The sequence below is a fragment of the Cellulomonas sp. H30R-01 genome, from assembly GCF_010119915.1.
GTDB lineage: Bacteria > Actinomycetota > Actinomycetes > Actinomycetales > Cellulomonadaceae > Cellulomonas > Cellulomonas algicola.
Window position 1 is genome coordinate 496,377 of the sequence record NZ_CP048210.1, and the last position, 13,484, is coordinate 509,860.

At 74.2% G+C, this 13,484-nt stretch carries 10 protein-coding genes; 9 read left to right on the forward strand and 1 reads right to left on the reverse strand.

The window, feature by feature from the left end; all coding sequences use genetic code 11:
• Positions 1–35: 35 nt before the first annotated feature.
• Positions 36–2,462 carry an NAD-dependent DNA ligase LigA gene (gene ligA, locus GXP71_RS02145; protein ID WP_202924321.1) on the forward strand — a complete coding sequence of 809 codons (2,427 nt, stop codon included), beginning with the start codon at positions 36–38 and terminating at the stop codon, positions 2,460–2,462.
• Positions 2,459–3,808 carry a GNAT family N-acetyltransferase gene (locus GXP71_RS02150; RefSeq protein ID WP_162351301.1) on the forward strand — a complete coding sequence of 450 codons (1,350 nt, stop codon included), beginning with the start codon at positions 2,459–2,461 and terminating at the stop codon, positions 3,806–3,808. Before ligA ends, GXP71_RS02150 begins: the two co-directional genes overlap by 4 nt.
• A 151-nt stretch (positions 3,809–3,959) precedes the next feature.
• On the opposite strand, the gene GXP71_RS02155 is transcribed toward GXP71_RS02150, so the two are convergent.
• The gene (locus GXP71_RS02155) at positions 3,960–5,141 is read right to left on the reverse strand and encodes an ROK family protein (RefSeq protein ID WP_162351302.1); all 1,182 of its coding nucleotides are present in this window, start codon (positions 5,139–5,141) and stop codon (positions 3,960–3,962) included.
• 106 nt (positions 5,142–5,247) lie between these two features.
• On the opposite strand from GXP71_RS02155, the gene GXP71_RS02160 reads away from it, so the two are divergent.
• The 7 genes from GXP71_RS02160 (at position 5,248) to GXP71_RS02190 (ending at position 13,416) form a co-directional block, all read left to right on the forward strand.
• Positions 5,248–6,798 (forward strand): sugar ABC transporter ATP-binding protein, encoded by a 1,551-nt coding sequence (locus tag GXP71_RS02160; protein ID WP_238402568.1) that lies wholly within the window; start codon positions 5,248–5,250, stop codon positions 6,796–6,798.
• On the forward strand, positions 6,795–7,862 hold the full coding sequence (locus GXP71_RS02165; protein WP_162351303.1) for an ABC transporter permease: 1,068 nt from the start codon (positions 6,795–6,797) through the stop codon (positions 7,860–7,862). The genes GXP71_RS02160 and GXP71_RS02165 overlap by 4 nt, the downstream gene beginning before the upstream one ends.
• A gap of 66 nt (positions 7,863–7,928) precedes the next feature.
• On the forward strand, positions 7,929–8,978 hold the full coding sequence (locus GXP71_RS02170) for a substrate-binding domain-containing protein (RefSeq protein WP_162351304.1): 1,050 nt from the start codon (positions 7,929–7,931) through the stop codon (positions 8,976–8,978).
• Positions 8,979–9,082: 104 nt separating this feature from the next.
• Positions 9,083–10,264: a Gfo/Idh/MocA family protein gene (locus GXP71_RS02175; RefSeq protein WP_162354157.1), complete on the forward strand. Its 1,182-nt coding sequence runs from the start codon at positions 9,083–9,085 to the stop codon at positions 10,262–10,264.
• Between the two features lie 2 nt (positions 10,265–10,266).
• Complete coding sequence (locus GXP71_RS02180; protein ID WP_162351305.1) at positions 10,267–11,268, forward strand: sugar phosphate isomerase/epimerase; 1,002 nt, start codon at positions 10,267–10,269, stop codon at positions 11,266–11,268.
• 131 nt (positions 11,269–11,399) lie between these two features.
• Positions 11,400–12,932: a hypothetical protein gene (locus tag GXP71_RS02185; RefSeq protein ID WP_162351306.1), complete on the forward strand. Its 1,533-nt coding sequence runs from the start codon at positions 11,400–11,402 to the stop codon at positions 12,930–12,932.
• Positions 12,933–12,993: 61 nt separating this feature from the next.
• Positions 12,994–13,416 carry a pilus assembly protein CpaE gene (locus GXP71_RS02190; RefSeq protein ID WP_162351307.1) on the forward strand — a complete coding sequence of 141 codons (423 nt, stop codon included), beginning with the start codon at positions 12,994–12,996 and terminating at the stop codon, positions 13,414–13,416.
• Positions 13,417–13,484 lie beyond the last annotated feature (68 nt).

Genomic DNA, 13,484 nt, shown 5'->3' on the forward strand with positions numbered 1-13,484 from the left:
CGGCGCGTGTCGGCGGTGGGCGCGATGATGTGCGGGTGACCGACGCCGCCGACGACGCCCTCGCGACCGCGCCCGACCAGGAGGTCCCCGCCGACGCCCGGCACCGGTGGACCGAGCTGGCGGAGCGCATCGCCGCCGACCAGTTCGCCTACTACGTGCTCGACGCGCCGCCCGCGTCGGACGCCGACTACGACGCCCGCATGCGTGAGCTCGAGGCGCTCGAGGAGCAGTACCCGGGGCTGCTGACGCCGGACTCCCCGACGCAGCGCGTGGGCGGGACGTTCTCGACGGACTTCGCGACGGTCGACCACGTCGAGCGCATGCTGTCGCTCGACAACGCGTTCTCGGACGAGGACGTCGCCACGTGGGCGGACCGCGCGCTGCGGGACCTCAACGGTGCGCAGCCGCACTACCTGTGCGAGCTCAAGATCGACGGTCTCGCGATCGCGCTGCTGTACGAGAAGGGCCGGCTCGTGCGGGCCGCGACGCGCGGCGACGGGCGGACGGGCGAGGTCGTGACGCTCAACGTCCGCACGATCTCCTCGATCCCCGACGTGCTCGCGGGCGACCCGTCGACCCACCCGGAGCTCATCGAGATCCGCGGCGAGGTCTTCCTGCCGGTCGAGGCGTTCGAGCGGCTCAACGAGGCGCAGGTCGCCGCCGGCAAGCCGCCGTTCGCCAACCCGCGCAACGCGGCCGCGGGCTCGCTGCGGCAGAAGGACCCGCGCGTCACCGCGACGCGCCCGCTCGGGATGTACGCGCACGGGATCGGCGCGCTGCGCTGGGGCCCCGACGGCGGTCCCGGGATCACGCGGCAGTCGCAGGTGTACGACCTGCTGGCGTCGTGGGGCGTGCCGACGTCGGGCCACACGCGCGTGGTCGACGACCTCGACGGCGTGCGGGAGATGATCGCGTACTACGGCGAGCACCGGCACGACGTCGAGCACGAGATCGACGGCATCGTCGTCAAGGTCGACGAGATCGACCTCCAGCGCCGCCTGGGCTCGACGAGCCGCGCGCCGCGCTGGGCGATCGCCTACAAGTACCCGCCCGAGGAGGTCGTGACGCGGCTGCTCGCGATCGAGGTCGGCATCGGCCGGACCGGGCGCGCGACGCCGTTCGCCGTCATGGAGCCCGTGTTCGTGTCCGGCAGCACCGTGCGGCAGGCGACGCTGCACAACCAGGACGTCGTGAAGGTCAAGGGCGTCAAGGTCGGCGACATGGTCGTGCTGCGCAAGGCGGGCGACGTCATCCCCGAGATCGTCGGCCCCGCGCCCGCGGCCACCGACGACACCGTCGAGCGCGTCGAGTGGCAGATGCCCACCGACTGCCCGGTGTGCGGCACGCCGCTGCGCCCGATGCGCGAGGGCGACGTGGACCTGCGCTGCCCGAACGCCGAGTCGTGCCCCGCCCAGGTGCTGGGCCGTGTCGAGCACATCGGCTCGCGCGGCGCGTTCGACATCGAGGCGCTCGGCGAGGTCACCGCCGCGGCGCTCACGCAGCCCGTCGTGCCCGAGGTGCCGCCGCTGCGCACGGAGGCCGACCTGTTCGCGCTGGTCGGGTACGCGCCCGACGCGCCGGAGGACGAGCGCGCCCGGGTCCGCGAGGCGAGCCTGCGGATGCTCGGCGGGATCGAGGTCGTCGTCCGCGACCCGGAGACCGGCCTGCCGCGCGAGGACGGGGACGGCAACGTGCGTCGCCGCGCGCCGTTCCGCCGGCAGCTCACCTGGTCGAAGGCCGAGCGGGCGCGCGCCGAGGCCGAGGGACGGACGCTGCCGGACTGGGAGCCGTCGGCCGCGGCCCGCACGCTGCTCGACCAGCTCGACCTCGCGAAGGAGAAGGAGCTCTGGCGCGTGCTCGTCGCGCTGAGCATCCGCAACGTGGGCCCGACCGCGGCGCGGGCGCTGGCCCAGGAGTTCCGGTCGATGGCGCGCCTGCGGGAGGTCGTCGAGGGCGACCCCGCCGTCGCCGCCGAGCGGCTGTCGGGCGTCGAGGGCGTCGGGCCGACCATCGTGCAGTCGCTCGTCGACTGGTTCGCGACGCCGTGGCACGCCGCGATCGTCGACGCGTGGGCGGCCGCAGGCGTGCGCATGGAGGACGCGGCCGTCGAGGGCGTGACGCGGACGCTCGAGGTCACCGACGAGGGCGGCACGGTGCGCGGGCTGACGGTCGTCGTCACCGGCGGGCTCGAGCGGTTCAGCCGCGACGAGGCGAAGGAGGCGATCCTGTCCCGCGGCGGCAAGGCCGCGGGCAGCGTCTCGAAGAAGACCGACTTCGTCGTCGTCGGGGAGAACGCGGGGACCAAGGAGACCAAGGCGCGCGAGCTCGGGCTGCGGATCCTCGACGAGGCCGGCTTCGAGGCGTTGCTGGCCGGCGGCCCGGACGCGGTCCCCGCGCCCGTCGAGGCGCAGGCCGACGGCGGCGCCGCGACGGACGACGGTGCGGACGGGGGCGCCGCGTGAAGGTCGCCGTCGACACCGGGCCGGTCGTCCGCCGGGCGACACCCGCGGACGTCGACGACGCGGGTGCGCTGACCGCCGAGGCGTACGTGGCCGACGGACTGCTGCGCGACGAGGACGACTACACGGCTGAGCTGCGGGACGCGCGGCGGCGCGCTCGCGAGGCGATCCTGCTGGTGGCGACGGTGCCGCGCGAGCCCGACGGTGGCCGCGGGCACGCCGGAGCAGGGGGCGACGGCGGGGCCGGGCCCGGTGGCGGCGACGGCGGGCACACCGACGGCGACGCGCGGCCGGACGACGTCGTCGTGGGCACCGTGACGCTCGCGCCGTACGGCACGTCGTACGCGGAGGTCGCGGAGCCCGGCGAGCTCGAGATCCGGATGCTCGCGGTCGCGCCCGAGGCGCGCGGGCGGGGGATCGCCGAGGCGCTCATGACGCACGCGCTGCGGCACGCGGTCGCGGAGGGTGCCCGCCGTGTCGTGCTGTCGACGAGCGACGCGATGCGCGCCGCGCAGCGGCTGTACGACCGGCTCGGGTTCGTGCACGACGAGCCGCGCGACTGGAGCCACCACGGCTTGTGCGTCCGCGTGCGGACGTGGACACCGCCGGACGCGCCGGGCGCGGTCGTCGAGGCCGCCACGTGGCCGGCGCTGCGCACGACCGTGACGTCGGACGGGTGGCGCGTGGGCGAGTCGGGCGGGCTCACGCGTCGCGCGAACAGCACGCTGCCGCTGACCCGGGCCGCCGACCTCGGCGCGGCGGTCGACGAGGTCGAGGCGGTGTACCGCGCGGCCGGGCTGCCGTCGACGTTCCGGGTCGGCCCGACGACGGGCGGCCCGTCGCTGCACGACGCGCTCCTGGCGCGCGGGTACGCGGCGGTCTCCGGTGCCGACGTGCTGGTGCGGGACGTCGACGGTCCCTCGGCCCACACGGGTGGCGGCGTCGACGTGCGGGTCGCGGCGCACCCGGACGACGCATGGCTCGCGGCGTGGATCGGCGTGAAGAGCGCCGGTGCCGACCTGGGGACGGCGCGCGCGATCCTCGACGGCTCGCCGGGCGTCTACCTGACCGCGCTCGACGGGGGCCGCCCGATGGGCGTGATCCGCGCGGCGTTCGCGGAGGACTGGGTGGGACTGTCGTGCCTGGTCGTCGTGCCCGAGGCGCGGCGGCGCGGGCTCGCGCGGACGCTCACGCTGCGGGCGCTGGACGCCGCGCGCACCCGCGGTGCCCGTCGCGCGTTCCTGCAGGTCGAGCCGCACAACACGGCGGCCGCCCGGCTGTACACGGGCCTCGGGTTCGCGCCCGCGGACCGGTACCTCTACCTCGAGCGGGCGCTCACGACGTCCTGAGTCGAACGCTCGACGTCGTCGCGTGCCACCGGGGTCGCCCTCGGCTCGTCCGCTGGTGAGCTCGTCACCTCGTGCCGAGTGCGTCAGCTCCGGCTCACGAACGCGGCGCGGACTGACGGACTGACGGGCGACGGGTGTTCCCGGCGGCGCGTCAGCCGACGAGCGCGTCGATCGCGGTGGGGGACAGCACGTGCTCGGCGGCCATGGCGGCCGCGCCGAGCACGCCGGCCCGCACGCCGGTGCGGGTGGTGACGATGCGCAGGTGCTGGGTGGCCAGCGGCAGCGACCGGCGGTAGACGACCTCGCGGATCCCGGCGAGCAGGTGCTCGCCGGCCTCGGCGACGATGCCGCCGACCACGATCATCGACGGGTTGAGCAGGCTGACGCACGCGGCGAGCACCTCGCCGATGTGCCGTCCGGCCTCGCGGACCTCACGCCCGGCGGCGAGGTCACCCGCGCGGACGAGCGCGACGACGTCGGCGCTGCTGCCCGCGGCGAGCCCTTGCTCGCGCAGCGCGGTGGCGATCGCGGGTCCGGCGGCGACGGCCTCGAGGCAGCCGGTGTTGCCGCACCGGCAGGGCAGGTCGAGACCGCCGGGGACGGCGATGTGGCCGAGGTCGCCCGCAGCGCCCTGGGCGCCGCGCCGGATCGCGCCGTCGGAGATGATCCCCGCGCCGATGCCGGTCGCGACCTTGACGAACAGCAGGTGGTCGACGGACCGCCACGCGGTGGCGTGCTCGCCGAGCGCCATGATGTTGACGTCGTTGTCGACGAGGACGGGCACCCCGAGCTGCCGCGTGAGGTGGCCCGGGACGTCGGCGTCGTCCCAGCCCGGCATGATCGGCGGGTTGATGGGCCGGCCGGTCGAGTGCTCGACGGGTCCGGGGAGCCCGACGCCGACGCTCACGAGGTCGTCCGGGTCGCGCCGGGCGGTCGCGAGCAGTCCCAGGCCCAGCTCGGCGACGCGGTCGAGCACGGGGGCGGGCCCGTCGGCGATCGCGATGGCCTCCCCGTGCTCGGCGAGGACGGTCCCGGCGAGGTCGGTGACGGCGAGCCGGGCGTGCGTGGCGCCGAGGTCGACGGCGAGGACGACGCGTGCGGCGGGGTTGAACGCGAAGGTCGCGGGCGGGCGGCCGCCGGTGGACGTGGCCTCGCCGGCGGGGGAGACGAGCCCGGAGCCGAGCAGCGCGTCGACGCGCGCGGCGATCGTCGAGCGGGCCTGCCCGGTGAGAGTGGCCAGGTCGGAGCGGGTGCGGGGCTGGCCGTCGCGCAGGAGCTGGAACATCTCGCCGACCCCCGTCGGCCGTGGTGCGGTGCGGGCCAGCTCGTCCATGCGCACAGTGAACCACCCGTCTTTCGTCGATCACGTTCGCATAACTCTGCCACGTCTACGGCAACTTTTGCTTGACCGCCGTCAAAAGTGCCCCTAGGTTCGCCGCATGGTCACCGACGACCGACAGACCGACCCACCGGGTGCCACCTCGCCCGACCGTCCGATCCTCCAGATGCGCGGCATCGTCAAGCAGTTCCCCGGTGCGCGCGCCCTCGACGGCGTCGACCTCGACGTCCGTGCGGGCGAGGTCCACTGCCTGCTCGGCCAGAACGGCGCCGGGAAGTCGACGCTCATCAAGGTCCTCGCGGGCGCGCACCAGCCCGACGAGGGGGAGATCCTCGTCGACGGCACGCCCGTCACCATCGCGAACCCCGTCGCGGGCCTGCGCCTCGGCGTCGCGACCATGTACCAGGAGCTCGACGTCGTCGACGGCCTCTCCGTCGCCGAGAACGTCTACCTGGGCCACGAGCTCGCGAGCGGCGGCTTCACCCAGCGCCGCGCGGCCACGCAGCGGACCCGCGAGGTCCTGCGTCGCCTCGGCCACGGCGACGTGTCCCCGCACCGCGAGGTCGGGTCGCTGCCCGCCGCGGGCAAGCAGATCGTCAGCATGGCGCGCGCGCTCTCCCACGACGCACGCGTCATCGTCATGGACGAGCCGTCCGCCGTGCTCGACAGCGAGGAGGTCGCCAACCTCTTCCGCGTCGTGCGCGAGCTCACCGCGCAGGGCGTGGCCATCGTCTACATCTCTCACCGCCTCGAGGAGATCCGCCAGATCGGCGACCGGATCACCGTCCTCAAGGACGGCCGCACGGTCGCCACCGGCCTGCCCGTCGCGAGCACGCCCACCGACGAGCTCATCCGGCTCATGACCGGGCGCACCGTCGAGTACGCGATCCCGCGCCGCCCCGCGGTGCCCGCCGACGCGCCCGTCGTGCTCTCCGTCGACGGCCTCTCCGTGCGCGGCGAGTTCCACGACGTGTCCTTCGACGTCCGTGCGGGCGAGGTCGTGGGTCTGGCCGGGCTGGTCGGGTCGGGACGCTCCGAGGTGCTCGAGACCGTGTTCGGCGCGCGCCGGCCCACGACCGGCACCGTGAGAGTCGACGGCACGCGCCTGCCCCCCGGCTCGGTCGGTGCGGCCGTGCGCGCCGGCATCGGCCTGTGCCCCGAGGAGCGCAAGAGCCAGGGGCTGCTGCTCGACGAGCCCGTCTACCGGAACATCACGCTCTCCACGTTCACCCGCACGGCCCGCGGCAGCTTCCTCGACGAGCCCACCGAGAAGCGCGCGGCGCGCGAGCAGATCGAGGCGCTCGACCTGCGGCCCGCCGACCCCGACCGCACGGCCCGCACCCTGTCCGGCGGCAACCAGCAGAAGGTGCTGCTCGCCCGCTGGCTCGTGCACGGCTGCCGCGTGCTGCTGCTCGACGAGCCCACGCGCGGTGTCGACGTCGGCGCGCGCGCCGAGATCTACGGCATCGTCGCCGACCTCACCGCCCAGGGCGTCGCCGTCGTCGTCGTGTCCAGCGAGATCGAGGAGGTGCTCGGCCTGTCCGACCGCGTCCTCGTCCTGTCCGAAGGTCGGGTCGTGCACACCGGCCCCGCGTCCGAGATCGACGAGCACCGCGTGCTCGACCTCGTCATGGAAGGAAGTGCCGCGTGAGCGAGCAGGGAACCTCCGCCTCCGCGCGGGTGCCCGCGGCGGACGAGTCCGCCCGCATCGAGAAGACCGGGGGCGCGACCGCGGTCGACCGGCGCTTCCGCAACCCGCTCCGGGGGGCCGCCGGCCGCAACCTCGGCCTCGTCATCGCCCTCGTGCTGGTCTGCCTCGTCGGCGTCCTCACCGCGGGCGAGCGCTTCGCCAGCATCGACAACCTCCTGACGATCCTGCGGCTCGCCGCGGTGCTCGGGGTCATCTCGATCGGCATGACCTTCGTCATCACGGGCGGCGGCATCGACCTGTCGGTCGGCTCCGTCATCGGCCTGTCGTCCGTGTGGGCGTCGACGCTCGCGACGCAGGCGATGGCGAACTACTTCCACTGGTCGGTCATGGTGTTCACCGCGCTCGCGGTGGGCCTCGGCGCGGGGCTCGTCAACGGCGTCCTCATCGCGTACGGCAGGGTCGTGGCGTTCATCGCGACGCTCGCCATGATGGTGGCCGCCCGCGGTCTCGCGGAGATGATCGCCAACCGGCAGACCTGGGTCGTGCGCGTACCGGCGTTCTCCGACGTGTTCCGGCTGCAGCCGCTCGGCATCCCGATGCTCGTGTGGATCTTCGCGGTCGTCGCCGTCGTCGGCTGGGTCCTGCTCAACCGGACGACGTTCGGCCGTCGCACCGTCGCCGTCGGCGGCAACCCGGAGGCCGCGCGTCTGGCCGGCATCAACGTCAAGCGCCACACGATGTACCTGTACGCGCTCGCGGGTCTCACCGCGGGCATCGGCGGCGTCATGATGCTCGGCCGCACCACGGCCGGCTCGTCGACGAACGGCCTGTACTACGAGCTCGACGCGATCGCGGCGGTCGTCGTCGGCGGCACGCTCCTCGCGGGCGGCCGCGGCACCATCGTCGGCACCGTCCTGGGCGTCCTCATCTTCACGACGCTCACCAACGTGTTCACGCAGAACAACCTGTCCATCTCCGCGCAGGCGGTCGCGAAGGGCGTGATCATCGTCGCCGCGGTCATGCTGCAGCAGCGCATCGCCGAGCGGTCCCGCACGGTCACCTAGAGCCGCTGTCCGAAGTCCCCTCGCACCCCTGACACCCCCGCAGCATCCCGATCAAGGAGGATCGTCATGTCCGCACCCCTGCGCCGCCGTGCTCTCGCCCTCGCCGGCACGGCCGCCGCCCTCGCCCTCGTGGTGGGCTGCACGTCCAACACGCCCCAGGACACGTCCGACGACAGCACGGGCGCCGCCGTCGTCCCCGGCACCGAGAACGACGAGCCGGGCGACAAGGTCACCATCGGCTTCTCGGCCCCGGCGGCCGACCACGGCTGGATGGGTGCCATCACCAAGTCGGCCGTCGCGGAGGCCGGCAAGTACTCCGACGTCGAGCTCGTCCAGGCCGAGGCCACGAACGACGTCAACCTGCAGATCAGCCAGATCGAGCAGTTCATCAACGACGGCGTCGACGCGATCGTGCTGCTGCCGTTCGACGGTGCCGCGCTCACCGAGGTCGCGACGCAGGCCATGGAGGCCGGCATCGTCGTCGTCAACGTCGACCGCGAGTTCGACGACCCGAACGCCGCCCGCACGACCGTGCTCGGCGACAACTACGGCATGGGCGTCTCGGCCGGGCACTACATCTGCGAGCAGCTCGGCGGCACGGCCGGTGCGAAGGTCGCGGAGATCGCCGGCATCGACTCGCTGCCGCTCACGCAGGACCGCAGCCGTGGGTTCTCCGACGCGCTGGCCGACTGCGGGCTCGAGGTGAGCAACCGCGTCGCCGCCGACTTCACCGTCCAGGGCGGCGAGGCCGCCGCGGCGAACCTGCTCCAGGCCGCGCCGAAGCTCGACGCGATCTGGAACCACGACGACGACCAGGGCGTCGGCGTCATGGCGGCGATCGAGAACGCGGGCCGCGACGAGTTCTTCATGGTCGGCGGCGCCGGCTCGAAGAACGTCATGGACGCGATCAAGGCCGACAACTCGGTGCTCAAGGCGACGGTCGTCTACCCGTCGACGCAGGCCGCCGACGGCATCAAGCTCGCGCGTCTGCTCGTGCAGCAGAAGGCGATGAGCGACCTCGTCGAGGTCGAGGTGCCGCGCACTGTGCAGCTGTTCGCGCCGGTCGTCACGAAGGACAACGTCGACCAGTACCTGCCGACGGCCTTCGAGTCCTGACCGACCCCGCGCCGGGCGGGCGATCCGCAGGCCCGCCCGGCGCACCCTCGACCCAAGGAGGACACGTGTCCGCACCCGGCACGCTCCCGCGGCTCGGCATCGGCATGGTGGGCTACGCCTTCATGGGCGTCGCGCACTCGCAGGCCTGGCGCAACGCCCCGCGCTTCTTCGAGCTCCCCTTGCACCTGGACCTCGCCGCCGTGGCGGGCCGGAACGCGGACGCCGTGCGCGCCGCGGCCGACCGGCTCGGCTGGCGCGACACCGAGACCGACTGGAAGGCGCTCGTCGCCCGCGACGACGTCGACCTGGTCGACGTGTGCACGCCCGGCGACACGCACGCCGAGATCGCGGTGACCGCCCTCGAGGCGGGCAAGCACGTCCTGTGCGAGAAGCCGCTCGCGAACACCGTCGCCGAGGCCGAGGCGATGGTCCGGGCCGCGGACGCCGCGCGCTCGTCCGGGGCGCTGGCCATGGTCGGCTTCACCTACCGGCGGGTCCCGGCGATCCAGCTCGCGCAGCGGCTCGTCGCCGAGGGGCGCATCGGGACCGTCCGGCACGTGCGCGCGCAGTACCTGCAGGACTGGATCGCCGACCCGCAGGCGCCGCTGTCGTGGCGCCTCGACAAGCAGAAGGCCGGGTCCGGGGCGCTCGGGGACATCGGCGCGCACGTCGTCGACCTCGCGCAGTTCATCACCGGCGAGCACCTCACCGGGGTGTCCGCGCTGCTCGAGACGTTCGTCAAGGAGCGCCCGCTCGCGGGCGAGTTCAGCGGGCTGTCGGGCAGCGGTGACGCGAGCGGCGCGACCGGCCCGGTCACCGTCGACGACGCCGCCGTCTTCCTCGCGCGGCTGTCCGGCGGCGGCCTCGCGACGTTCGAGGCGACCCGGTTCGCGTACGGCCGCAAGAACGCGATCCGTGTCGAGGTCAACGGCTCCGCCGGCTCGCTCGCGTTCGACTTCGAGGACATGAACGTCCTGCACTACTTCGACGCGCGCCAGGACGCCTGGGAGGCCGGTTTCCGGCGCATCGTCGTGACCGAGCCCGAGCACGCCTACGTCGGCGCGTGGTGGCCCGCGGGCCACGGGCTCGGGTACGAGCACGCGTTCACGCACCAGGCCGTCGACCTCGTCAACGACGTGGCCGCGCACCGCCAGCCCCGGCCGTCGTTCGCCGACGGCCTGCAGGTGCAGCGCGTGCTCGACGCCGTCGAGCGCTCCGCCGCCGACCGCAGCACCTGGACCGACATCCCCGCACCGACGCCCGCGCCGGCTGAGACGGAGGCCTGACGATGACCCGACCCATCACGCTGTTCACCGGCCAGTGGGCCGACCTGCCGTTCGAGGAGGTCGCGCGCCTCGCCGCCGGCTGGGGCTACGACGGCCTCGAGATCGCCTGCTGGGGCGACCACCTGGACCCGTGGCGGTGGGACGACGACGCGTACGTCGACTCGCGCCGCGAGATCCTCGACCGGCACGGCCTCAAGGTGTGGGCCATCTCGAACCACCTCAAGGGCCAGGCCGTCTGCGACGACCCGATCGACCAGCGGCACCGCGACATGCTGTCCGACCGCGTGTGGGGCGACGGCGACCCCGAGGGCGTGCGGCAGCGCGCGGCCGAGGAGATGCAGCACACCGCGCGGTTCGCCGCGAAGCTCGGCGTCGACACCGTCGTCGGCTTCACGGGCTCGTCGATCTGGAAGTACGTCGCGATGTTCCCGCCGGTCTCGCAGGAGGCCGTCGACGCGGGCTACCAGGACTTCGCCGACCGCTGGAACCCGATCCTCGACGTGTTCGACGAGGTCGGCGTGCGGTTCGCGCACGAGGTGCACCCCAGCGAGATCGCGTACGACTACTGGACGACCGTGCGCACCCTCGAGGCCATCGGCCACCGCGAGGCGTTCGGCCTCAACTGGGACCCCAGCCACTTCGTCTGGCAGCAGCTCGACCCGGTCGACTTCATCCTCGAGTTCCGCGACCGGATCTACCACGTCGACTGCAAGGACGTGAAGCTCCGCCTCGGCAACGGCCGCAACGGCCGCCTGTCGTCGCACCTCGCGTGGGCCGACCCGCGGCGCGGCTGGGACTTCGTGTCGACCGGGCGCGGGGACGTGCCGTGGGAGGCGTCGTTCCGGGCGCTCAACCACATCGGGTACGACGGGCCGATCTCGGTCGAGTGGGAGGACGCGGGCATGGACCGGCTGCTTGGCGCGCCCGAGGCGCTCGAGTTCGTCCGCCGCAATGCGTTCGACCCGCCCGCCGCCGCGTTCGACGCGGCCTTCAGCACGCGCTGACGCCGCCGCGCGCGGTCGCCGCGTCGCCGGTCGGGTCCTCCAGGGAGGGGGACGACCCGACCGGCGACGGGTGCGTCGCGGGGCCGGTCGAACCGCCCTCGCGGACGGACGCCGTCCTCTAGCGTGCGCGTATGGCCGGGGGCATGCAGGAGGTCACGTTCGACGAGGGTGAGCCGCGCACCGACGCCGTGCCGCCCGCGCCGGTGCGGTCAGCGTCGGCCCGGCGACGGGTCGTGGTCGCCGTGGGGGTCGTCGTGGTCGCGGCCCTTGTCGCCGTCGGAACCCAGCGTGTGCTCGACGAGCGCCGCGCGGAGGCCGACGCGACGCTCGCCGCGCGTCACGCGGACGCCGCCGGCGTCGTCGCACCCTTCGACGCCGGTGTGCGCGCCCACCCCGGACCGGCGCCCGACGTCCGGACCGAGTCGCTCGCCACCGTCGACGGCACGATGGTCGGGCTGCGCCAGCGTGACGGCTGGAGCCTCGTCGGTCTGCACCCGGACGACTGGTCGTCGCGGTGGGAGACCCCCGTCCCCCGCGTGCTGCCCCGGGAACGGCCGTACTGGATCGAGGACGAGGACCTCGACGCGCTCGCGGGCCCACGCGACATCGACCCCCTGGCCGTGGCGGGGGCGCTCGGCGGCGACCCGTGGTGCGTCCGCGCAGGCGGTGACCGGCCGCTCGCCGTCTGCGGGCTCCAGTACGGCGCTCTCGTCCTGGGTGCCCCGCTGTCCTCGACGTGGTGGGTCGTCGACGCCACGAGCGGCGAGGTCGTCCGCACGGGAACGGCCGGGCCGGCCGAGTGGGTCGGCATGACCGGCGACGCCCTCGTCCGCGTGCACGGGATCGACACCGCGGCCCACGACGCCGGCTCCGAGAGGCCGGCGGGCTGGGCGGTCGAGGCGACCGACCCGGTCACCGGCGACACGCGGTGGACGTGGGACGCGCCCCCGACCGACGCCCCGTCGGACTCCCCGTCCGCTGCCGGCACACCGGGTGACCCGGAGGCGATGCCCTCGGTCGTGCTCGGCACGGCCCGCCTGGGCCGTGTGCTGGTCTGGCTCGGGGAGACGGCCTGGGTGCTCGACCACCACGGTCGGGTCGTCGAGGAGGTGAGCGTCCCCCAGGGTGAGGGCGTCGCGCTCGGGCGGAACGGCCGCGCCGGGCTGGTCGGCGGCCGCGTCACGGGTGACGACGGATTCGTCCGGCAGGAGACCCTCGCGCAGGTAGCGATCGACGACGGCACGCTCCCCGACGACGTGCTCGTCATGCGCAGCGGGCTCGCCGGCGCGGACATGATCGTCCGGTCGTCGGACGGGCGCGACCGGTGGATCAGCCCGCTCCCGCGCCTCCCGCTCGCCGTGCTCGACAGCGACGTCCTCGTCCGCACCCACACCGGCCTCGCGCGGCTCGACGGCCTCGACGGCACGGTGGTGTGGTCGGTCGAGAGCGGTGTCGACGCCGACGTCGTCGTCACCGACGGCCGGACGCTCCTCGTCCGCGTGGGCGACACGCTGCGGGCGCTGGCATGGTCCACCGGCGAGGTCGAGTGGGAGCGGACGCTCGCCGACGTGGGCCTCGCCGGGGAGATCCGGTCCGTGCGCCTCGACCCCGCCCTGCGCCGGCTCGTCGCGTCGTTCGACGACGAGCTGCGTGTCCTGCCCTGACCCGTCCCCTCCGTCGTGCCGGCCGGGTGCCGTCGCAGGCAGCCCGGACGATACTGGACGCATGATCTCCGTCGACCTCGCGCTCCTCCTGCGGGGGGCCGGTCTGCGCTGGCACCCCGCGTCCGGCGACCGCTTCGCCGTCATCCAGCCCGACATGGCGGGGGAGGTGTTCACGATCTCCGAGATGACGATCGAGGCGCACCACTACCCGACGGGCACGATCCTCGGCTTCAACGGGACGACGGAGTGGGCGCTCGACTCCGTCGCGCAGGAGGACGCCGTCTGGCTGCCGCGCGAGGACCAGATGCGTGAGCTCCTGGGCGGCACGTTCCGCAGCCTCGCCCGGTCGACGGACGGCACGTACCAGGTGCTCGTCGAGCGACCCGGCCACCCCGAGCAGGTGTTCACCGCCGACTCGGCCGAGGAGGCGTACGCCGACGCGCTGCTCTCCCTGGTCACCGCCGCGGTCGAGCGGGTCGGCTAGCGCAGCAGCCGACGACGCGCACCGGCGCAGGCGGTGCGCTCGGGCACCGACGTCACGCCCTGACGGAC

Bases quoted from the DNA above. Each gene is read 5' to 3' on its own strand.
- GXP71_RS02185 (WP_162351306.1), top strand. From the start codon at position 11,400: ATGGCCGGGGGCATGCAGGAGGTCACGTTCGACGAGGGTGAGCCGCGC.
- GXP71_RS02180 (WP_162351305.1), top strand. From the start codon at position 10,267: ATGACCCGACCCATCACGCTGTTCACCGGCCAGTGGGCCGACCTGCCG.
- GXP71_RS02160 (WP_238402568.1), top strand. From the start codon at position 5,248: ATGGTCACCGACGACCGACAGACCGACCCACCGGGTGCCACCTCGCCC.
- GXP71_RS02170 (WP_162351304.1), top strand. From the start codon at position 7,929: ATGTCCGCACCCCTGCGCCGCCGTGCTCTCGCCCTCGCCGGCACGGCC.
- GXP71_RS02155 (WP_162351302.1), bottom strand. From the start codon at position 5,141: ATGGACGAGCTGGCCCGCACCGCACCACGGCCGACGGGGGTCGGCGAG.
- GXP71_RS02190 (WP_162351307.1), top strand. From the start codon at position 12,994: ATGATCTCCGTCGACCTCGCGCTCCTCCTGCGGGGGGCCGGTCTGCGC.
- GXP71_RS02175 (WP_162354157.1), top strand. From the start codon at position 9,083: ATGGTGGGCTACGCCTTCATGGGCGTCGCGCACTCGCAGGCCTGGCGC.